19 protein-coding genes are annotated in these 20885 nt (G+C 66.5%); 10 read left to right on the top strand and 9 right to left on the bottom strand.

Features of this window, described 5'->3' with window-relative positions; genetic code table 11:
- Positions 1–137 precede the first annotated feature (137 nt).
- Positions 138–686, top strand: a complete 549-nt coding sequence (locus SB764_RS06940) for a DUF962 domain-containing protein (protein ID WP_065061629.1) — start codon at positions 138–140, stop codon at positions 684–686.
- 56 nt (positions 687–742) lie between these two features.
- Here the strand turns inward: SB764_RS06940 and rarD are convergent, their stop codons facing one another.
- Positions 743–1639, bottom strand: a complete 897-nt coding sequence (gene rarD / locus SB764_RS06935) for an EamA family transporter RarD (RefSeq protein WP_065061630.1) — start codon at positions 1637–1639, stop codon at positions 743–745.
- A gap of 378 nt (positions 1640–2017) precedes the next feature.
- On the opposite strand from rarD, the gene egtD reads away from it, so the two are divergent.
- Entirely contained in the window at positions 2018–2998 is a 981-nt protein-coding gene (gene egtD / locus SB764_RS06930) for an L-histidine N(alpha)-methyltransferase (RefSeq protein WP_321891545.1), read from the top strand.
- A gap of 75 nt (positions 2999–3073) precedes the next feature.
- Here egtD and SB764_RS06925 read toward each other — a convergent pair whose 3' ends face one another.
- Complete coding sequence (locus SB764_RS06925) at positions 3074–3370, bottom strand: acylphosphatase (protein ID WP_321891547.1); 297 nt, start codon at positions 3368–3370, stop codon at positions 3074–3076.
- Between the two features lie 166 nt (positions 3371–3536).
- Here SB764_RS06925 and hpnA point away from each other — a divergent pair, with 166 nt between their 5' ends.
- Positions 3537–4559 (top strand): hopanoid-associated sugar epimerase, encoded by a 1023-nt coding sequence (gene hpnA / locus SB764_RS06920; RefSeq protein WP_065061633.1) that lies wholly within the window; start codon positions 3537–3539, stop codon positions 4557–4559.
- 166 nt (positions 4560–4725) lie between these two features.
- Entirely contained in the window at positions 4726–5445 is a 720-nt protein-coding gene (locus SB764_RS06915) for a hypothetical protein (RefSeq protein ID WP_410863045.1), read from the top strand.
- A 112-nt stretch (positions 5446–5557) separates the two neighbouring features.
- Here SB764_RS06915 and SB764_RS06910 read toward each other — a convergent pair whose 3' ends face one another.
- Both SB764_RS06910 and hpnC read right to left on the bottom strand, forming a co-directional pair.
- Positions 5558–6736, bottom strand: coding sequence for a glycosyltransferase (locus tag SB764_RS06910; protein ID WP_410863043.1), 1179 nt, complete (start codon positions 6734–6736; stop codon positions 5558–5560).
- Positions 6733–7602, bottom strand: a complete 870-nt coding sequence (gene hpnC / locus SB764_RS06905) for a squalene synthase HpnC (RefSeq protein ID WP_110326018.1) — start codon at positions 7600–7602, stop codon at positions 6733–6735. Before hpnC ends, SB764_RS06910 begins: the two co-directional genes overlap by 4 nt.
- A 502-nt stretch (positions 7603–8104) precedes the next feature.
- Between hpnC and ispH the strand changes: the two genes are divergently transcribed.
- Complete coding sequence (ispH, locus tag SB764_RS06900) at positions 8105–9049, top strand: 4-hydroxy-3-methylbut-2-enyl diphosphate reductase (RefSeq protein WP_065061635.1); 945 nt, start codon at positions 8105–8107, stop codon at positions 9047–9049.
- A 10-nt stretch (positions 9050–9059) separates the two neighbouring features.
- Positions 9060–10211: an adenosyl-hopene transferase HpnH gene (gene hpnH, locus SB764_RS06895; RefSeq protein ID WP_065061636.1), complete on the top strand. Its 1152-nt coding sequence runs from the start codon at positions 9060–9062 to the stop codon at positions 10209–10211.
- A gap of 127 nt (positions 10212–10338) precedes the next feature.
- On the opposite strand, the gene SB764_RS06890 is transcribed toward hpnH, so the two are convergent.
- From SB764_RS06890 to SB764_RS06875, 4 genes are all read right to left on the bottom strand, one after another.
- Positions 10339–10773 (bottom strand): VOC family protein, encoded by a 435-nt coding sequence (locus SB764_RS06890; RefSeq protein ID WP_065061637.1) that lies wholly within the window; start codon positions 10771–10773, stop codon positions 10339–10341.
- Positions 10770–11315 (bottom strand): AraC family transcriptional regulator, encoded by a 546-nt coding sequence (locus tag SB764_RS06885; RefSeq protein WP_322007035.1) that lies wholly within the window; start codon positions 11313–11315, stop codon positions 10770–10772. The genes SB764_RS06890 and SB764_RS06885 overlap by 4 nt, the downstream gene beginning before the upstream one ends.
- Before the next feature lie 164 nt (positions 11316–11479).
- A complete protein-coding gene (locus tag SB764_RS06880; RefSeq protein ID WP_027820406.1) occupies positions 11480–11686 on the bottom strand; it encodes a YbdD/YjiX family protein in 207 nt (68 codons plus the stop codon).
- Positions 11687–11712: 26 nt separating this feature from the next.
- Positions 11713–13800: a carbon starvation CstA family protein gene (locus SB764_RS06875; RefSeq protein ID WP_065061639.1), complete on the bottom strand. Its 2088-nt coding sequence runs from the start codon at positions 13798–13800 to the stop codon at positions 11713–11715.
- 243 nt (positions 13801–14043) lie between these two features.
- On the opposite strand from SB764_RS06875, the gene SB764_RS06870 reads away from it, so the two are divergent.
- Both SB764_RS06870 and SB764_RS06865 read left to right on the top strand, forming a co-directional pair.
- A complete protein-coding gene (locus SB764_RS06870; protein ID WP_183713283.1) occupies positions 14044–15522 on the top strand; it encodes a cache domain-containing protein in 1479 nt (492 codons plus the stop codon).
- Positions 15519–16157, top strand: a complete 639-nt coding sequence (locus SB764_RS06865) for a response regulator (RefSeq protein WP_065061641.1) — start codon at positions 15519–15521, stop codon at positions 16155–16157. The genes SB764_RS06870 and SB764_RS06865 overlap by 4 nt, the downstream gene beginning before the upstream one ends.
- Before the next feature lie 114 nt (positions 16158–16271).
- Here SB764_RS06865 and SB764_RS06860 read toward each other — a convergent pair whose 3' ends face one another.
- A complete protein-coding gene (locus SB764_RS06860) occupies positions 16272–16880 on the bottom strand; it encodes a phospholipid-binding protein MlaC (RefSeq protein ID WP_065061642.1) in 609 nt (202 codons plus the stop codon).
- 217 nt (positions 16881–17097) lie between these two features.
- Between SB764_RS06860 and SB764_RS06855 the strand changes: the two genes are divergently transcribed.
- Together SB764_RS06855 and SB764_RS06850 are read left to right on the top strand one after the other, a co-directional pair.
- Positions 17098–19728, top strand: a complete 2631-nt coding sequence (locus SB764_RS06855; protein ID WP_410863039.1) for an MMPL family transporter — start codon at positions 17098–17100, stop codon at positions 19726–19728.
- Positions 19725–20798 carry a VacJ family lipoprotein gene (locus SB764_RS06850; protein ID WP_124260635.1) on the top strand — a complete coding sequence of 358 codons (1074 nt, stop codon included), beginning with the start codon at positions 19725–19727 and terminating at the stop codon, positions 20796–20798. Before SB764_RS06855 ends, SB764_RS06850 begins: the two co-directional genes overlap by 4 nt.
- Positions 20799–20885 lie beyond the last annotated feature (87 nt).

Below are 20885 nucleotides of genomic sequence, written 5' to 3'. Positions count from 1 at the left end.
GTCGGTGCCGGCGCACGGGATCATGGCGCGGTGCAGCGGTAACACGCGCGGTAAAAAGCGCGGCAATTGTCGGCTAGCCGAAGGTTCGGGGCCGCGCGCCCGACGATCATAATGATTTTGGAGACAGAGGGGCATCCATGAGAAACCTGACAGAGCAGCTCACCCAGTACGCCGGCTATCACCGCGACGCCCGCAATATCGCCACGCATTTCGTCGGCATTCCGATGATCGTGCTGGCGCTCGCCGTGCTGCTCTCGCGCCCGGCGTTCGCCGTCGCCGCATGGCCGCTCGCCGCCGTGCCGCTCTCGCCCGCGTGGCTGCTGTTCGGCGGCGCGACGCTCTATTACCTCGTGCTCGACGTGCCGCTCGGCGCGATGATGGCCGTGTTTTCGGCGTTCTGTCTCGGCGTGGGCGCGTGGCTCGCGCGCGAATCCACGGCCGTGTGGCTTGCGGCCGGCGTCGGTCTGTTCGTGGTGGGCTGGATCTTTCAGTTCGTCGGCCACGTGGCGTGGGAGCATCGCAAGCCCGCCTTCGTCGACGATGTGATCGGCCTGATCGTCGGGCCGCTGTTCGTGCTCGCGGAGGCGCTGTTCGCGCTCGGCTGGCGCCCCGCGTTGCGCGAGGCGATCGAAGCGAAAGTGGGCCCGACGCGTATCAATCCGCCGCGCGCGCAGCACGCGCAGTGACCGCGCGCAATGAGCCTGGTCAGCGCGCGCCGCTTCTTCACCGCTTCTTCACCCAATCAGCGTGACACGCGCACGAGCCGCGCGCCGTGCAGCGCCGTCAACGCGACCGCCAGCCAGATCGGCACATAAGTCGCGAGCTGACGCGCGCCCAGATGCTCGCCGAGCAGCGTCACCGACACCACCACGAGCAGCACCGGCTCCACATAACCGAGGATGCCGAACAGCGCCATCGGCAGCAGCCGGCTCGACTTCAGGAAGGTCGCGAGCGCGACCGTGCTGATCACGCCCAGCCCCGGCAGCAGCACCCACGCGAGCAGCGCATGCTGGCCGAGCAGCGCGAGCGAGCCGCCCGCATGCACTTCGATGAAGGCCACGGGCAGCAGCAACACCATCTCGATGGCGAACATCGCCAGCGAATCCGCGTGGATCTTGCGGCGCAGCACGAAATACGGCGGATAACCGAGCGCCGTGATCAGCGTCGGCCACGAAAACGCGTGCGTCGCCCAGAGTTCGTGCGCCACGCCCACGGCCGCGCAGGCCACCGCGATCCATTGCAGCGGCTCAAGGCGCTCGTGATAGTAATAGCGTCCGACCAGCACCATCACCAGCGGCAGCATGAAATAGCCGAGCGACACCTCGAGCATGCGGCCGTGCAGCGGCGCCCACAGAAACACCCATAACTGCACGCCGAGCAGGGCCGCGCCCGCCACCAGCATCAGCGCGATGCGCGGATCGCGGATCGCGCGCGCAAGCAGGTCGCGCATGTGCGGCAGACGCTTGCGCAGCACCACCAGCGCGAGCGCGCCCGGCACGGTCCAGATCACGCGCCACGCGAAGATGTCGAGGCCGCCGAGCGGCGCGAGCAGCAAGGTGTACGCCGACATCAGCGCGAACAGCGCCGAAGCGGTCACGGAAAGCGTGATGCCGCGCCCGGGTTCGTAGCTTATCGACATGTCGAGCGGCGCGAAAAAGCGGAATCGGCAAGCACGGCGGCCGGCGAGGCGAGGGCGGCGGCGCGTCGGTGCGACGCGGCGGACGCCGGAAAAAGCGTTGTCATTTGAATGTTGTATTGATTTAGCAGCGGCCGGATGCGGCGCTCGCGCCGGTCGGCCAGCCGGCATTCTAGTCTCCCGCCAGCCGCGCCGTAACGGCGGGCACGGCCGATGCTGACTCTGCCGAGGCAGCGAAACCGCCAATTTAGTCCGTGAATTGCACGCGATGATGGACTAGAACGTAAGTCTCGCTTCGGAACCGCCCACCGGCCGCCGCGCATCGAGGCCACGCCGTCGCCGCGCCCCCGCCACCCGCCGTCCAACGCAACTGGAGCCCGCATGTCACTTCCTGCGTCCCGCCCCACGCCGCAGCCAGGCCCGCCTTCCACCTTCGCCGCCGACGTCCGCGCGGGTCTCACGCACGCGCCGCAGAAGGAATTGCCGTCGATGTATCTGTATGACGAAGTCGGTTCGGCGCTGTTCGAGGTCATCACGGTCTTGCCCGAATACGGCGTCACGCGCGCCGAGGAGCGCCTGCTCACGCGCTACGCCAACGAGATCGTCGACGCGCTGCCCGCCGACGTCAAGGTCGCCGAACTCGGCAGCGGCAGCGGCCGCAAGACGCGCCGCATTCTCGAAGCGCTGTGCCGCAAGCGTCCCACCGCGTATTGTCCGATCGAAATTTCGCGCACCGCGCTGCAACTGTGCCGCCGCGAACTGGCCGACATCGAGCGCATTTCGATCGTCGGCTACGAGCGCGACTATCTGGCCGGTCTCGCCGAAGTCAGCCGCCAGCGCAAGGACGGCGAGCGCCTGTTCGTGCTGTTTCTCGGCAGCACCATCGGCAATTTCGCGCGCCTCGCGGCGACGCGTTTTCTGCGCGACATCCGCGCGATGCTGCGTCCCGGCGATACGCTGCTGCTCGGCACCGACCTCGTGAAGCCCGTCGATACGCTGATCGCCGCCTACGACGACTCGATCGGCGCGACGGCCGCGTTCAACCTGAACCTGCTCTCGCGCATCAATCGCGAACTCGACGGCGACTTCGACCTGCACGACTTCGAGCACGTCGCGCGCTTCAATCCCGACGTGCGCAGCGTGGAAATGCACCTGCGCGCGAAGCGTCACGTCGAGGCGCACGTGGGCGCGGCGCGTCTGAGCATCGAACTGGAGCCGGGCGAGACCATCTGGACCGAAAGCAGCCACAAGTATCACGCCGACGAAATCCCCGCGATCGCCGCCGATGCGGGCTTCGACTGCGCGCATCAGTGGGTCGAGAGGGAGTGGGGCTTCGCGGAAAGCCTGCTCGCGGTGCGCTGACCCGCGCATCGTTTTCCCGAGCCGGAATAAAAACGGGGCGCTTTCACAAGCGCCCCGTTTTTTCATCGCCGGATCTCAGTGCTGTTCGAAGCGCTCGTAACGCTTCTCGGTGCGGCGCTCCTCGCTTTCCACGGCACTCACGCGCGCGGCGGGCGGCCCGTGACGCAGCCACGACAGCATGCGGTCCACCTGATTCGCCGAGCCCTGAATCACGGCTTCGACCGAGCCGTCCTCAAGATTGGCGACGTAGCCGCGAATGCGCAGCGCGTGCGCCTGACGCACCGTCGCGTGACGAAAACCCACGCCCTGCACCGTTCCGCGCACGCGCACGTAATACGTTTCCAGGCGCGCATCCAGATCCGGTTCGCTCATCGTTCGATCTCCTCTAGCCGTGCTTGCAACTTACGGTCGGCATTGTAGACGCGATTGCCTTGACCCTGCGCGCGCACGCGCCGCCGCCGCGCCACGTACAATCCGTGCCACTGCGGCGGCCTGCATCACGGCGCGCCGCTCATCGAACCCGAAAGCGAAATCCAGAATGACCGACACTTCCCGCGCTAACAAGGACCTCGTGCTGATCACCGGCGCGTCCGGCTTCGTCGGCTCGGCCGTCGCCCGCATCGCGCTGGAAAAAGGCTTCGCCGTGCGCCTGCTGGTGCGCGCGACGAGTCCGCGCAAGAACCTCGAATCGCTCGACGTCGAGATCGTCACCGGCGACATGCGCGACGAAGCCTCGATGCGCCGCGCGCTAGACGGCGTGCGCTACCTGTTCCACGTCGCCGCCGACTATCGCCTCTGGGCGCCGGATCCGCTCGAAATCGAGCGCGCCAATCTCGAAGGCGCCGAAGCCACCATGCGCGCCGCGCTCGCGGCGGGCGTCGAGCGCATCGTCTACACGAGCAGCGTGGCCACGCTCAAGGTCACGAGTTCCGGCAATTCCGCCGACGAAACCTCGCCGCTGAAGGCCGATCAGGCGATCGGCGTGTACAAGCGCAGCAAGGTGATCGCCGAGCGCGCGGTCGAACGCATGATCGAGCAGGACGGCCTGCCCGCCGTGATCGTCAATCCGTCGACGCCGATCGGTCCGCGCGACGTGAAGCCGACGCCCACGGGCCGCATCATCGTCGAGGCGGCGACGGGCAAGATGCCCGCATTCGTCGACACGGGCCTGAATCTCGTGCACGTCGACGACGTCGCGAACGGTCACTTTCTCGCGCTGGAGCGCGGCCGGATCGGCGAGCGCTACATCCTCGGCGGCGAGAACCTGCCGCTGCAACAGATGCTCGCCGACATCGCCGGCATGGTGGGCCGCAAGCCGCCGACGATCGCGCTGCCGCGCTGGCCGCTCTATCCGCTCGCGATGGGCGCGGAAGCCGTGGCGCGCATCACGAAGCGCGAGCCGTTCGTGACCGTCGATGCGCTGAAGATGTCGAAAAACAAGATGTATTTCACGTCGGCGAAGGCGGAGCGCGAGCTGGGCTATCAGGCGCGGCCGTATCGCGAAGGCCTCAAGGACGCGCTCGCGTGGTTCCGCGAAGCCGGTTATCTGAACGCGAAATAAGCGACGCCCGGCCCCCGTCCGGATCGACCCAAACGCCCGATCTGCGGGCTTCTGGCGGCCATCCGCGCACTTTGTTACAACTTTTGTTGCGTCATGCTTACAACGGCGGACGGGCAATGCGCGTGCGCTATGGGTAAAATCGCGGGTCTTACCAGAGAAGCCTCGCATGAATCTTCAAGACCAGATCGGCGCGCTCGAAGTGGGCGTCGATCAGCTCATCCAGGCCGTCCGCACCGCGCCCGCGCTGCATATCGTCGATACCCCGGCCGCCGGCCCGGCGCTCGCGCCGACCGACACGCCCGTGTTCGAAGCCCCGCCGAAGCTCGAAGTCCCGCCTTCGCCGTTCGAAGACGCCGGGTCTGTCGCGTCTGTCGCGTCTGTCGATACGCCGGCGCAGCCGTCCGCGCGCGCGGAGACGGTAGAAGCGCCGCAGGCTGAACCGCAAGCCGCCGAATCCGCTGAAGCTGAAACCGCAGCCGTTGAGGTCGCTGACGCTGCCGACTCCGCGAGCGCGCAAGCCGAAGCCGTGGAAACCTCGGCAGCCTCGGAAACCGCAGCCGCCGCCCCGTTGCTCGAAGTCGGCCGCCCGTCGCAGAACGAGATCACGATGACGATCGGCGGTCAGACCGTGTCGCTGCATCCGATGCAGATTGGTCAGCTGATCGAGGAACTCGCGAACGCGCGCGCCTCGATGCAGCCCGAGCCGCCGCCCGGCATTCCGCCCGGCTGGCGCTTCGCCTCGACGAAGAATCCGACGATGGCCGTGCAGAAGCAGTCGAACGGCGACCGTCTGCTGGTGCTGCGCCATAACGGCCACGGCTGGGTGCCGTTCACGTTCTCGCCCGACATGGTCGTGCAGATGTACATGATGCTGACGCAGCGCTAAGCCGCGCCGCATCGCCGAAGCGCGAACCGCATCGGCATAAAAAAAGCCGCCGCGTGAAGACGCGGCGGCTTTTTTACTGGCGCGCGGCTCAAGGCACGCGCGCCGGCGAATCTCAGCGCCCTTGCACCGGCGCCTGCACGCGCGCCTTCCACTGGCCGCCCTTGCCGCGCCAGAAGCGCCACGCCGAAGCGAAGGTCGCGCCCACGTAGAACAGCGCGACGAGCGGCAGGAACGGCGCCCACAGCGGCGAGCGGCGATAGTAGGCAAGCATCGGCGCGTAGGCGCAGCACATCAGCGCCCAGGCGAGCCACGCGGGCCAGCCCTGCGCGCCCAGCGCGAGCGCGACCACCGGCGGCGCGAGATAGATCACCGCCATGCCCAGCAGCGTGCCCGCGAGCTGCCACGCCGAGTAATGCAGCTGCGTGAACGCGGTGCGCGCGATCATGTTCCAGATGTCCTTCCACGAATCGTACGGGCGCAGCGACACGCTCTTCGCCGCCACGTCCAGACGAATCGGATGATGCCCCTCGCCGCGATGCTTGATGCGCGCCGCGAGGCTGCAATCGTCGATGAGTTCGGCGCGGATCGACTCGATGCCGCCCGCTTCCTCCAGCGCCGTGCGGCGCACCAGCATGCAGCCGCCCGCCGCCGCCGCCGTCTTGTTGCGCGGATTGTTGACCCACGCGAACGGATAGAGCTTGGCGAAGAAAAACACGAAGGCGGGAATCAGCGCCTTTTCCCAGAACGAGTCGCAGCGCAGACGCACCATCAGCGAAACCAGGTCGCGCTTCTCGGCCTGCGCGCGCACCACGAGTTGCGCGAGCGCGTCGGGCGGATGGCCGATGTCGGCGTCGGTGAGCAGCAGGTAGTCGGCATCCAGACCGAGCGTGCGCACGGCTTCGATGCCCTGCGACTGCGCCCAGACCTTCCCCGACCAGCCCGCAGGCAGCGGCTTCGCGGTGATGACGGTGAGCTTTTCCGGGCAGTGCAGCGCGAGCGCGGCGGCGCGCGCGGCTTCGGCGGTGCCGTCGGTGCTGTGATCGTCGATCACGATCACGTGGAAGTCGCCGCCATAGTTTTGCTGGAGCAGCGAGGCGACGGCTTCGCCGATCGCGTCGGCTTCGTTGCGCGCGGGCACCACGGCGCACGCCGACGGCCAGCCCGCCGCGGGCTCGACGACCGGCAGCGGCTCGGCCGGACGCGAGCGCCAGAAGCCGCCGCGCCCGAACAGCAGCACGAACCAGATCACCAGCGACAGGCAGGACACGGCAAAGAGAATCGTTGTCATCATGCGTTATTACTCTCGATCGAAGGCGCGCGCACGCCAACCCGGCGCGACAGCCACATGGCCGCCGTGCGCATCAGCACCACGGCCCAGTCGGATGCGCGCAGCGCGGGCCGCACGCGGAAAATATCGTAATCGGCGCGCTCGATGAGTTCGAGCACGCGCAGGCCGCCGTGCACCACGCTGCACAGTTCCAGCCCGAAGCGCCCCGGCACGCGCAGCGCGAGCGGCGCGCCGCTGAGCATCAGCGCGCGCGCTTCGTTCACCTCATGGCGCATCAGCGCGCGCCACGCGTCGTCCACGACGCCCGCGGCGATCTGCGCCTCGGTGACGTTGAAACGCTCGCGCTCGGCTTGCGGCAGGTACACGCGGCCGCGCTGCCAGTCGGCGGGCACGTCCTGCAAGAACGTGATGAGTTGCAACGCCGTGCAAATCGAATCGGAGTCGGCGAGATTCGCGGGCGAGGCCTCGTCGATCAGTTGCAGCATCAGGTGCCCGACTGGATTCGCCGAGCGGTGGCAGAAGTCGAGCAGCGTGAGGCGGTCGGCGTAACGCGTGGTGTCGATGTCCTGATCGAACGCCGACACCAGGTCGTAGAACGGCTGCAGCGGCAGACGGCAGCGGCGCACCACGTCGGCGAGCCGCGCGAACAGCATCGGATGCACGGGCGCCGGGCGGCCTTCGGCGACGGCGTCGAGCCCGTCGCGGAAGTCGTCGAGCCGCGAATGGCGCTCCTCCGGAAGCCAGTCGCCTTCGTCGGCGATGTCGTCGAGCGCGCGCGCGACATGGTAGATCACGCCGACAGGCGCGCGCAGCGCCTTCGGCAGCAACAGCTTCGCTACCGGAAATTCGTCGTAGTGGTCGGGTTCCATGGCGTCCATTGGGGTCGGTCCCGCCCGGCATCGCGATTACGCGCGGACGGCGGGGAGCGATAGTTTAAGGGTTCCGGCGTCATGTTGCACCGCGCCACGGTCGGCCGTCGGACAAACCGGCCGCGCGTCGGCGCAGCGGCCGGCCAGCCGCCTCCAAGCCCTTCATTTTCCTTACTAAAAGCCGCTGAAGCCCGCCAGCCGGGCCTTGTCACGGTGCCGCCACGCACCTGACACTTCGCTGACATCGCATCGTCACGGGCCAAAACAGCCGCGAGAAAAGAGGCCAAAATGGGGCCCTAATCGATTATCGTCGCGTGCGCGCAGCACCTTCTCGTTCGCCAACCAGCAAACACAAGGCGATGGGGTTAAAATGCGCGTCTGGTTTTTCCGCCATCCCCTGGCGGATCAAGCATTTACTAGCTTCTTATTAATAATGATGGTCGCGGCGAGCGGGGCTGACACGTCCCTTTCGGTAACCGCGGCAGTCGGAGTTCGCCACCTTATGCGAGTGATCCTTGCCCAACCCCGCGGCTTTTGTGCGGGGGTTGTCCGTGCGATCGAAATTGTCGATCGCGCACTGCAGAAGCACGGCGCGCCCGTCTACGTGCGCCATGAAATCGTCCACAACCGGCACGTGGTCGAGAACCTGCGCAACAAGGGCGCGCGTTTCGTGGAAGAGCTCGACGAAGTGCCCGAGGGCGCAGTCGCCATTTTCAGCGCCCACGGCGTTGCCAAGACGGTCGAACGCGCCGCCGAAGAACGTGACCTCGACGTGCTGGACGCAACCTGTCCGCTCGTCACCAAGGTCCACGTGCAAGGCCGTCAGTACGTGGCCGCCGGCCGCACGCTGATCCTGATCGGCCACGCCGGTCACCCGGAAGTGGAAGGCACGATCGGCCAGATTCCCGGCACCGTGCTGCTGGTGCAAAGCGAAGCCGATGTCGCGAAGCTCGAACTGCCGCTCGACGCGCCGCTCGCGTACGTGACGCAAACCACGCTGTCGGTGGACGACACGCGCGGCATCATCGACGCGCTGCTCAAGCGGTTCTCCGACATCGTCGGTCCGGACACGCGTGACATCTGCTACGCCACGCAGAACCGTCAGGCCGCCGTGCGCGATCTGTCTTCGCAGGTCGATGTGCTGCTCGTCGTGGGCGCGACCAACAGCTCGAACTCGAATCGTCTGCGCGAAATCGGCAGCGAGTCGGGTCTGCCGAGCTACCTCGTCGCGGACGGCTCGGAAGTGAAAGCCGAGTGGTTCGAAGGCGCACATACGGTCGGTATCACGGCCGGTGCGTCGGCGCCCGAAGAAATGGTGGAAAACGTGATCGACGCGCTGCGCGCGTTGGGGCCTGTCGAGGTGTCGACGATGGCGGGCCGTGAGGAAAAAGTCGAATTCAAGCTGCCGTCGAAGCTGCTGCAACCGCTCGTCGCGCGCGAAGTTTAAGGAGGACGTCTTGTCTATTCCGCTGCTACAAAAAGTCCGCGTTGGCGCCTACATTTTCCGCCAACATTTCGGCGGCAACAAACGCTATCCGCTCGCGCTGATGCTCGAGCCGCTGTTCCGCTGCAACCTGGCCTGTAACGGCTGCGGCAAGATCGACTATCCGGATCCCATCCTGAACCAGCGTCTGTCGCTGGAAGAGTGCCTCGGCGCCGTGGACGAATGCGGTGCGCCGGTCGTGTCGATCGCAGGCGGCGAGCCGCTGCTGCACAAGGAAATGCCCCAGATCGTCAAGGGCATCATGGCGCGCAAGAAGTTCGTGTACCTGTGCACGAACGCGCTGCTCATGGAAAAGAAGATGGACGACTACGAGCCGAGCCCGTACTTCGTCTGGTCGGTTCACCTCGACGGCGACCGTGAAGCGCACGACCATTCGGTCTCGCAGGAAGGCGTCTACGACAAGGCCGTCGCGGCCATCAAGGAAGCCAAGCGCCGCGGCTTCCGCGTGAACATCAACTGCACGCTGTTCAACGACGCGCAGCCGGACCGCGTGGCGAAGTTCTTCGACACGGCTCACGCCATCGGCGTCGACGGCATCACGGTGTCGCCGGGCTATGCGTATGAGCGCGCGCCGGACCAGCAGCACTTCCTGAACCGCGACAAGACCAAGAACCTGTTCCGCGAAATCTTCAAGCGCGGCAACAACGGCAAGAAGTGGTCGTTCAGCCAGTCGAGCCTGTTCCTCGACTTCCTGGCCGGCAACCAGACCTACGAATGCACGCCGTGGGGCAACCCGGCGCGCACGGTGTTCGGCTGGCAAAAGCCGTGCTATCTGGTCGGCGAAGGTTATGTGAAGACCTTCAAGGAACTGATGGAAACGACCGAGTGGGACAAGTACGGTACGGGCAAGTACGAGAAGTGCGCGGACTGCATGGTCCACTGCGGCTTCGAAGCGACCGCCGTGATGGACACGGTCGCGCATCCGCTGAAGGCGCTGAAGGTCGCGTTGAGCGGCCCGAAGACCGAAGGCGCGTTCGTGAAGGACATCCCGCTGGACACGCAACGTCCGGCTGAATACGTGTTCTCGCGTCACGTCGAAATCAAGCTCGACGAGATCAAGAACTCGGCCAAGACGAAGAAGCCGGTGACGGTCGCGGCAGGCTAAGCCATCGCCATCGCGATACGTTCAGCGCGATCGCGCCGCGAGGCGCGAGGCTGAATCGAAAAAGGCGCAACGGTGCAGACCGTTGCGCCTTTTTCTTTTGGCGAAGGCGAAGCCGAACGTCGCGCCTTCAGTTTTTCGCCGACTGGATCATCTTCCAGCCGTTGCCCGCCGGGTCGCGGAATCCCGCGTCGATGTTGCCGTAACGCTCGGTCGGCTCCTGCGTGAACTCGACGCCGCGCGCCGACCATTGCGCGTAAAGCGCCCGGCAGTCGGCCACGGCGAGCACGAGCGGCGGCATCGCGCCTTTGGCCACCATCGCGCGCAGCGTCTGCGCCGTGGCTTCGTCGTGCACGGGCGGACCGGGCGTGAAGAGGCCGAGCTGAAACGACGGCTGTTCCGGATGCTGGACCGTGAGCCAGCGATACGCGCCGTTACGCACGTCCGTGTGCACGCGAAAGCCGAGTTTGTCGACGTAGAACGCGAGCGCCGCGTCCTGATCATCCACGTAGATGCCCACCACATTGACGCCCTGCTGGGCGCCGTGTTCGTTACCCTGATTCATCCTGTCTCCCTGGCCTTCGGCCGCGTGCTGGTTGATGGCCGCACTGTAGCCTTCGCCGCGCGGCGGCGCTTCTCCAAAACTGCCATCGTCAGATCGGGGCGCTGCGCGGCCTTCAGCACGCAGGCGGGCACGCTGCCCGGTTCGGCCACGCTCGCGCACGCCGCCACGCGCATGGCGCTCGGGCTCGTCCCGGTGATGTCGCGAAAGATGCGCCCGAAGGTGCCGAGGCTTTCCCAGCCCGTGGCGAAGGCGATATCGGTGATCGCGAGGTCGGTGTCGCGCAGGAGCGTGGTGGCCTGCTCGATGCGCCGGGAGAGCAGGTAGCGATGCGGCGGCAGGCCGAACGCGCGCTTGAACGAGCGCGCGAAATGCGCCTCGGAGACGCCGCTCACCGCCGCCAGCCGCCTGACGGGCCACGCTTCGTGCGAGGCGGCGTCCATGCGATCCTTGGCGCGCAACAGGCGGCGCAACAGCGCGGGATCTTCGAGCGCGTCGGCGGGCGTCGCCGATGGCGCGGCATCGAACTCTTCGCGGGCGGACATGATCGGCGGCGATCCTCGGGACACGTCCAACGGACGGGATGCGCGTAGTGTAGGCCGCTTTGCGCCGCCCATGAAAAAAGCGCGAAGGCTTTCGCCCTCGCGCTTTTTTATCGACAGCGGCCGCGGCTTGTTTCAGCGGCTTGTGCCCGCTTACGGCCCGCGCCTCAGCAGCATTTCCCCGCGCCCGAACCGTAACGCGCATTCTGGCGCTCGCGGAAAAACTCCTCGTAAGTCATCACCGGACGATCGGGATGCGTCGCGCGCATGTGCGCGACGTAACCGTCGTAGTCCGGCAGACCGACCATCAGACGCATCGCCTGGCCCAGATAGCGGCCCGCGGTCTGCACGTTGTCGCGAAGTTCCGAGAACATGATGCGCTCCGTTCAGTGCGTCAGTATCAATGCACGCGATGCGCCGCGACGGCCGCGCCGTTCGCCGGCATCGCCTCGTACGGCGTTTCCTGCACGGTCGGACGGTCGATGCGGCGCGCGCGCGCGATCGCGATCAGGCCGTACACCACGATGCTCACCACCACGAAGATGAACAGGCCCGAGAGCGCGGCATCGACGTAATCGTTGAAGATCATGCGCTGCATCTGCTCGACCGACTTCGCGGGCGCGACGATCTTGCCCGCGTCGAGCGCCGCCGACAGCTTCTGCGCGTGCGCGACGAAGCTGACCTTCGGGTTGCTGTCGAAAATCTTCTGCAGACCCGCCGTGAGCGTGCAAATGAGCAGCCACAGCGTCGGCAGCGCCGTCACCCATGCGAACTTCTCGCGCTTCATCTTGAACAGCACGACGGTCGCGAGCATCAGCGCGATGCCGGCGAGCATCTGGTTCGAGATGCCGAACAGCGGCCACAACGTGTTGATGCCGCCGAGCGGATCGACCACGCCTTGATACAGGAAGTAGCCCCACGCGGCCACGCACAGCGCCGTGGCGATCAGATTCGCGGGCAACGATTCCGTGCGCTTCAAAGCCGGATGGAACGTGCCGAGCAGATCCTGCAGCATGAAGCGGCCCGCGCGCGTGCCCGCGTCGACGGCGGTCAGGATGAAGAGCGCTTCGAACAGAATCGCGAAGTGATACCAGAACGCCATCATCGCCTGGCCGCCCACGACCTGGTGCAGGATCTGCGCCATGCCGACCGCCAGCGTCGGTGCACCGCCGGCGCGCGCGACGATGGTCGTTTCGCCCACGGCCTGCGCCGTTTGCGTGAGCATGTCCGGCGTCAGCACGAAGCCCCAGTGGCCGACCGTCTGCGCCACCGCGTCCGGCGTCGTGCCGAGCACGGCGAGCGGCGCGTTCATCGCGAAGTACACGCCCGGCTCGATCACCGAAGCGGCCACCAGCGCCATGATCGCCACGAACGATTCCATCAGCATCGCGCCGTAACCGATGAAGCGCGCGTTGGTTTCGTTATCGAGCAGCTTGGGCGTGGTGCCCGACGAGATCAGCGCGTGGAAGCCCGAGACCGAACCGCACGCGATCGTGATGAAGAGGAACGGGAACAGGTTGCCCGACCACACCGGACCGGTGCCGTCGATGAACTTCGTGAACGCGGGCATCTTCAGTTCCGGCGCGACGATCAGAATGCCGATCGCGAGCGCGAGAATCGTGCCGATCTTCAGGAACGTCGAGAGATAGTCGCGCGGCGCGAGCAGCAGCCACACCGGCAGCACCGACGCCACGAAGCCGTAACCGATCAGGATCCACGTGAGCTGCGTGCCCGTGAACGTGAACCACGCGGCGAGCGTCGGCGAATCGTGCACGTGCTGGCCGAACGCGATCGACGCCATCAGCAGAATGAAGCCGATGATCGAGATCTCGCCGATCTTGCCCGGACGGATGTAACGCACGTACAGGCCCATGAAGATCGCGATGGGAATCGTCGCGGCCACGGTGAACGTGCCCCACGGCGAGTTCGTCAGCGCCTTCACCACGATCAGCGCGAGCACCGCGAGAATGATGATCATGATGAGGAAGGTGCCGAACAGCGCGATCACGCCGGGCACCGGGCCGAGTTCCATCTTCACGAGGTCGCCGAGCGAGCGGCCGTCGCGGCGCGTGGAGAGGAACAGCACCACGAAATCCTGCACCGCGCCCGCGAACACCACGCCCGCGAGAATCCACAGCATGCCGGGCATGTAGCCCATCTGCGCGGCCAGCACCGGGCCGACCAGCGGACCCGCGCCCGCGATCGCCGCGAAGTGGTGGCCGAACAGTACGTATTTGTTGGTGGGCACGTAATCGAGCCCGTCGTTGTGGCGCACGGCCGGCGTCATGCGCAGGCCGTCGAGTTGCAGCACCTGGGTCGCGATGAAGCGGCTGTAGAAGCGGTACGCGATCAGATAAACGCACACGGCGCAGATCACGATCCACAGTGCGCTGATTCGCTCGCCGTGCGCGAGCGCGATCGTGCCGAACGCGAACGCGCCAAGTAGCGCGACGATCGTCCACACGACAAAACTGGATGTCCGACTCATGCGGTGTCTCCTGTCTTATTTATAGATTCGTTGGGTAGTCTTTGCGCGCGCCCGACATCGGGAGCGACGCGCGACGCGCCGGGCTTCGATTCATACTAGTCGAAGGCGGCGCGGCAGGTGGCGCAGTTGCGCCACGCTATGGGCGTGTAGTATTCGCTTTCGCCTTGTGCGCCACAAGCGGACAACTACGTAAGGGAACTACGTGAAATTACGTAGGCCGAACCGCGCATCGAGCCGCTCACCATGACTCTCAAGACCCGAATTTTTCTGCTCGCCGTGGTGCCGTTTCTCGCGGCCATCGCAGGGATCGGGATCGGCGTGCGCCAGCAGGCCACCGCGCTCGCGCAGACCCAGCACGCGACCATGCAGGCCGCGTACCTGTCGAGCAAGGAAATCGAACTGCGCCATTACGTTGAGCTCGCCACCAGTGCAATCGCGCCGCTGTATGCGCCGGATTCGGATTCGGCCGCGGATTCAGCCCCGGATTTCGCCGCCACGCCCGCCAGCGAGGCCGCGCGCCAACGTGCCGCACTCGCCGTACTGCAAAAAATGGACTTCGGCCCCGACGGCTATTTCTTCGTCTACGACCTGCACGGGCGCTCGCTCATGCATCCGCGCGAGCCCGGTCTCGTCGGCCAGGACCTGTGGAATCTGCGCGATCCGCAAGGCTCGCTGACGATCCAGCAACTCGTGGCCGCCGCGCAGCATGGCGGCGGCTATGTGCGCTACATGTGGCATCGACCGTCGACGGGCAAGCTCGCGCCCAAGCTCGGCTATGTCGTGCCGCTGCCGCGCTGGGGCTGGATGATCGGCACCGGCATCTATCTCGACGACGTCGATTCCACGCTCGCGCATATCGACGAACGCGCCTCCGCGAATATCGAGCGCACGCTGCAATGGCTCGGCGTGATCGCGCTCGCGGGCGTGGGCGTGATCGCGCTCGGCGCGCTCGTGCTCAACGTGAGCGAATACCGCAGCACCGACGCCAAGCTCAAGCGCCTCGCGCAGCAAGTGGTGGAATCGCAGGAACAGGAGCGCGCGCGGCTCTCGCGCGAGCTGCACGACGGCATCAGCCAGATGCTGGTGTCGGCGAAACTGCTGCTCGAATCGGCGCTCGCGCGCTTCGAGCGCGGCGAAACGCGCGTGGCCGCCGCCGAAGCTTCGCTCGCCACCGGCCTCACGCGCCTGTCGGACACGCTGCGCGAAGTGCGGCGCATCTCGCACGCGCTGCGTCCGGCGATGCTCGACGATCTCGGCCTCGCCGCCGCGCTCGAACAGCTCACGCGCGAACTCGCCGAGGAGACGGAAATCGAGATCGGCTTCACGCTCTCGGGCGATTGCCCGCCGCGCACGCGCACCCGCACGCCGACGAGCGCCGCGCCCTTGCCCGACGCCGTCAACACCGTGCTGTTCCGCATCGCCCAGGAAGCGCTCACCAACATCGTCAAGCACGCGCAGGCGCGGCGCGCGGCGCTCACGCTGGCAGTCACGCCGCAAGCGGTATCGCTCTCGATCGCCGACAATGGCCGCGGTTTCGACGTCGCGCACGCGCTGGCCGATCCGCGCGCGGGCATGGGTCTGCGCAATATGCGCGAGCGTCTGGAGCCGCTGGGCGGCACCCTCACGGTCAGCTCGAAGCCCGGCCACACGGTCGTCAGCGCGTGGGTGCCGATCCACGCGGCCCACGTCGCCGACACAACGAACGAAGTCAGACACACATGAACGACCCCAGCAAACCGGCGCGCCTCGTGCTCGTCGACGATCATCCGCTCGTGCGCGACGGCCTGCGCGCGCGTCTCGAAGCCGTGCCGGGCCTCGAAGTCGCGGGCGAGGCGGGCAACGCCGACGAAGCGATCGACCTCGCCGCCACGCTCGAACCCGATCTCGCCCTGATGGACGTGGGCATGGCCGGCATGAACGGCATCGCGCTCGCGGGCATCTTTCACGAACGCTTTCCGGCGATCCGCGTGCTGATGCTGTCGATGCACGACAACGTCGAATATGTGACGGAAGCCGTGCGCGCGGGCGCGAGCGGCTACGTGCTCAAGGATTCGCCGGCCACGGAAATCGTGCGCGCGATCGAGGCCGTGCTCGCGGGACAGACGTATTTCAGCGCGGGGCTGGGCGCGCGCATGATCCAGGCGTCGCTGAAGGAAACGCCCATCGAGCGCCTCACGCCGCGCGAACGCGACATCCTCGACGCGCTCGCCGAAGGCCTCTCCAGCAAGCAGATCGCGCAGCGCGAAGGGCTGTCGGTGCGCACGGTCGAGACGCACCGGCTCAATCTGAAACGCAAGCTCGATATCGAAGGGCAGGCGGAACTGATCAAGTTCGCGGTGGAGAATCGCAGGAAGTAGGGGACGCGCGGCGCCACCGGATCGCGGCGCACAAAAGCAGAACGGCGCGCCTCTTGCGAGAACGCGCCGTTCTTTTATGCGAAGCTGCGAAGCGTGGGCCTCGCTCACGCGGACTTAGCTGCGCGCGTTGTGATCGATCAAGAACTTGATGAGCCCGTCGATGCCGCCTTTGGCGATCTGGTCGGCGAATTGCGTCTGATAGACCTGGATGAGCCACGCACCCATCATGTTGATGTCGTAGATCTTCCAGCCGCCGGCCGTGCGTTCGAGGCGATAGTCGATGGCGTCGTCGCCGCCGTTGCTGAGCACGTGCGATTGCACGACGGTGTCTTTCGCGCTCCCGGCCGTGTTCGACGGCACGAACTTGAAGTTCACCTGGGTGTCGCGTAGCTGCGCGAGCGACGAGGCGTAGGTCTTCACGAGCAGGAGTTGAAATTGCTCATAGAGCTTCTGCTGTTGTTCGGGCGTGGCCGTGGTCCAGGCCTTGCCGATCGCGATACGCGTGGTGCGCTGGAAGTCGGTGGCCGGCACGAAATGGGTCTCGACCACTTGCGTGATCTGTTTCATGTCGCCGCCGCGCGCTTGCGGATCGGCCTGCATGGCCTTCACGGTGCCTTCCACGGCCGCTTTGACGACGGCGTCCGGGGAGGACTGCGCGAAGGCGGCGCCCGACACGCCCGACAGGAAGGCAGCGGTGAGTAATGCGGTCAGATAACGTTTCATACGCGTTTTTGGAACAGTAAATATCAGGCGCCGACGAAGCGGACCACTACACCGGCCTGCTCGATGGCACGTCTGGGGCTCGATCCCGCCCCGGCCGGACCAGTATAACGGCTTTGACGTTCGCGCTCGTGTGCGCGAGGCGCGCCGAGTTGGGCGAGGCCGGTATACTTGAGCGCTTCGTTCAAGAATATTAATCGCCGAGGCTCCCCTCGCCTTTATGCTGAAGCCATTCATCATTCACCTCGTCGCCTGGTCGGTTCGCCGCGCGGCGTGGGTCATCGCACTTGCGATCGTACTGGCCGTGCTGAGCGGCACGTACGTCGCGAAGCATTTCAAGATCAACACGGACGTCAGCGGCCTCGTCGAGAACACCGCCGAGTGGGCCGCGCTCAGCGACGCCAAGGACAAGGCCTTCCCGCAACGCAGCAGTTCGCTGCTCGTGGTGGTGGAAGCGCCCGCGCCCGAACTCGCCGACGCCGCCGCCGACAAGCTCGCCGACGCGCTCAAGCAGGACTCGCGCGAATTCAGCGCGGTCTCGCAGCCCGCGGGCGGCCCGTTCTTCGAGCACAACGGGCTGCTGTTCCCGTCCACGCCCACGGTGCTGTCCACCACGGGCCAGCTCGTCCAGGCGCGTCCGCTGATCAACCAGCTGGCGAAGGACCCGAGCCTCGCGGGCCTCGCGGGCACGCTGATCACCACGCTGCAACTGCCGCTCACGATCGGTCAGGTGAAACTGCCGCAGATGGCGGGCCTGCTCGGCAGCGCCGCCGACACCGTCGACCAGGTGCTGGCGGGCAAGCCCGCCGCGTTCTCGTGGCGCGCGCTCGTCGACAAGGACGCCGCCGCGAAGCCCGCGTTTTCGTTCGTGACGGTGCAGCCGGTGCTGAATTTCGCCGCGCTCAAGGCGGGCGCGAGCGCCTCGCAGGCGATCCGCGACACGGCCGCCTCGCTGCATCTGGACACCGAATACGGCGCGCGCGTGCGTCTGACCGGCGAACAGCCGCTCGCCGACGACGAATTCGCCTCGGTGCAGGACGGCGCCGCGCTCAACGGCGCGATCACGACGATCGTCGTGCTCGTGATCCTGTGGCTCGCGCTGCGCTCGGGCCGTCTGATCGGCGCGGTGCTCGTCACGCTGGTGGTCGGGCTCGTCGTCACGGCGGCGCTCGGACTCCTGATGATCGGCTCGCTCAACATGCTGTCGGTCGCGTTCATGGTGCTGTTCGTGGGGCTGGGCGTCGACTTCGGCGTGCAGTTCGGCGTGAAGTATCGAGAGGAACGCTTCCAGGACGACCGGCTCGACGCCGCGCTGCTCAAGACCGCGCGTCTGATCGGCGTGCCGCTCACGCTGGCCGCCATCGCCGTCGCCGAAAGTTTCTTTTCGTTCCTGCCGACCGCCTACAAGGGCCTCTCCGAACTCGGCCAGATCGCGGGCGTCGGCATGTTCGTCGCGTACTTCGCGAACATGACGCTGCTGCCCGCGCTCATCAGCGTGTTCAAGCCCAAGGGCGAGCGCGCCTCGCCGGGCTTCGCGTTCCTCGCGCCGGTCGACACCTGGCTTGCCGAGCATCGCAAGCCCGTGCTGATCGGCACGCTGATCGTCGTGCTGGGCGCGTCGCCGCTGCTGTTCCATCTGCGTTTCGACTTCAATCCGCTGCATCTGAAAGATCCGCACACGGAGTCGATGGCCACGCTGATTGCGCTGAAGAATTCGCCGGTCATTTCGATCAACGACGTGAGCGTGCTCGCGCCCTCGCTCGCCGACGCGGACAACATCGCCGCGAAGCTCTCGAAGCTGCCGGAAGTGGGCCGCGCGACCACGCTGAGCTCGCTGATCCCCGACGACCAGCAACAGAAGATGATGCTGATTTCGAGCGCCGCGCAGCAGCTCATGCCCGCGCTGACGCAGCAGCCGTCGTCGCCGGTGACGGACGCGGTGCGCGTCGACACGCTCAAGCGCGCCGCCAACCAGCTCGCGCTCGCGGCGGGCGATCACCCGGGTCCGGGCGCCGCCGAAGCCAAGCATCTCTCGGACGGCCTGACGAAGCTCGCCAACGCCGACGCCGCCACGCGCGACCGCGCCGAAAAGGCCTTCAGCCAGCCGCTCAAGCTCGCGTTCGCGCAGCTCGAACGCCTGCTGCAGCCGTCGGAAATCACGCGCGAAAATCTGCCGAAGGCGATGGTGCAGGACTGGGTGTCGCCGGTCACGGGCGAGGCGATCGTCGATGTCGCGCCGCGCGTGCCCGCGGGCGTCGATCCGAACGACGACGCCATGCTCGCGCGCTTCTCGCACGCCGTGAAGGCGGCGGAGCCGAACGCCATCGGCGGCCCGATCTCGATCCTGCACTCGGCGAACGTGATCATTCTCGCGTTCCTGCAGGCGGCGGCGTGGTCGGTGCTGCTCATCACCGCGCTGCTGTGGATCACGCTGCGCCACTTCGGCGACGTGCTGCGCACGCTGATTCCGCTGCTGGTATCGGCGCTCGTGACGCTTGAGTTGTGCGTTGTGCTCGGTATCCAACTCAATTTCGCCAATATCATCGCGCTTCCCCTGATGCTTGGCGTCGGCGTCGCGTTCAAAATCTACTTTGTGATGGCCTGGCGCGCGGGTCAAACCGGCCTGCTGCATTCGAGCCTCACGCACGCGGTGCTGTTCTCGGCCGCAACCACGGCCACGGCGTTCGGCAGCCTGTGGCTTTCGCATCATCCGGGCACCTCGAGCATGGGCAAACTGCTCGCGTTGTCCTTGTTCTGTACGCTGATCGGCGCCGTGGTGTTCCAGCCGGTGCTGATGGGCAAGCCGCGCGCGAAGCGCGCACGATCGCATACGCAGGGGATCGATCAATGAAGAAAAAACAAGCCGCGCTCACCATGGCGGCGGCGAGCCTGACGCTCCTCGTGACGTCGGGCTGCGCCACAGGTCCCGACCGCAAGCCGGGTGATCCGTTCGAACCGGCCAATCGCGCGATCTTTACGTTCAACGACGCGCTCGATACGCACATTGCCCAACCGATTGCGAAGGGGTATCAGAAAGTCACGCCGCAGCCGATCCGGCAGGCGATCACGAACTTCTTTTCCAACCTCGGCGACGTCAGCAATTTCGCCAACGACCTGCTGCAACTGAAGATCACCGACGCCACCGAAGACCTCATGCGTCTCGCGATGAACTCGACCTTCGGTCTGGGCGGCCTGATCGACTTCGCCACGCCCGCGGGCCTGCCGAAGCACCATCAGGACTTTGGTCTGACGATGGGCCATTACGGCGTGCCGGCCGGTCCGTATCTGGTGCTGCCGGTGTTCGGGCCGAGCTCTGTGCGCGACGGCATCGGCATGGGCGTGGATGTGAAGTTCAACATCCTCAACTACATCGAACCCGCGGTGCGCAATCCGATGTACATCGCGCAATTCGTGAGCGCGCGCGCCGATCTGCTGGGCGCCACCGACCTGCTGCAACAGGCGGCGCTCGACAAGTATTCGTTCGTGCGCGACGCGTACCGCCAGCAGCGTCAGTCGCTGATTCGCGGCTCGCAGAGCAACAATGCGCCGCTGCCGGATTACGGCGATCCTGGCGCCTCGGATGACAACGGCGGCGCGGGCAAGTCGGGGAACGGGCTGCCGAATTACGACGATCCGGGCGAGTCGGGTGGTGCGGGTGGTGCGGCAGCTCCGGCGGCTCCGGCCAAGGGCGGCGCGTCGGACAACGGTTTGCCGAACTACGAAGATCCGGGCGAGGGCAGCGCGAACGGCGCGGCAGCGGCCGGCGCGGGCGCCGGTGCGGCTGCGGCAGCCGGGACGGCGGGGGTGGCTGCTGCTGCGGCGGCGCAGGCGGCTTCGGGTGCCTCGGCGCCTGTGGCGGCTTCGGCACCGGCTGCGGCTTCGGCCACGGCGGCGCCCGCGAAAGCGGCTTCGGCGCCTTGAAGATGCGCTGATTCCGCGATCAATTCGCGATGATTCGTGCCGCTCGAAACTCGGGCGGCGCGAGACGCAAAAAACCCGGCCGGAGCT

Origin of the sequence: Paraburkholderia sp. SIMBA_027, from assembly GCF_046535315.1 — a bacterium.
GTDB classification, from domain to species: Bacteria; Pseudomonadota; Gammaproteobacteria; order Burkholderiales; family Burkholderiaceae; genus Paraburkholderia; species Paraburkholderia tropica.
Note: the sequence above shows the minus strand (reverse complement) of the source record. Positions and strands in the feature narration are given on the sequence as shown.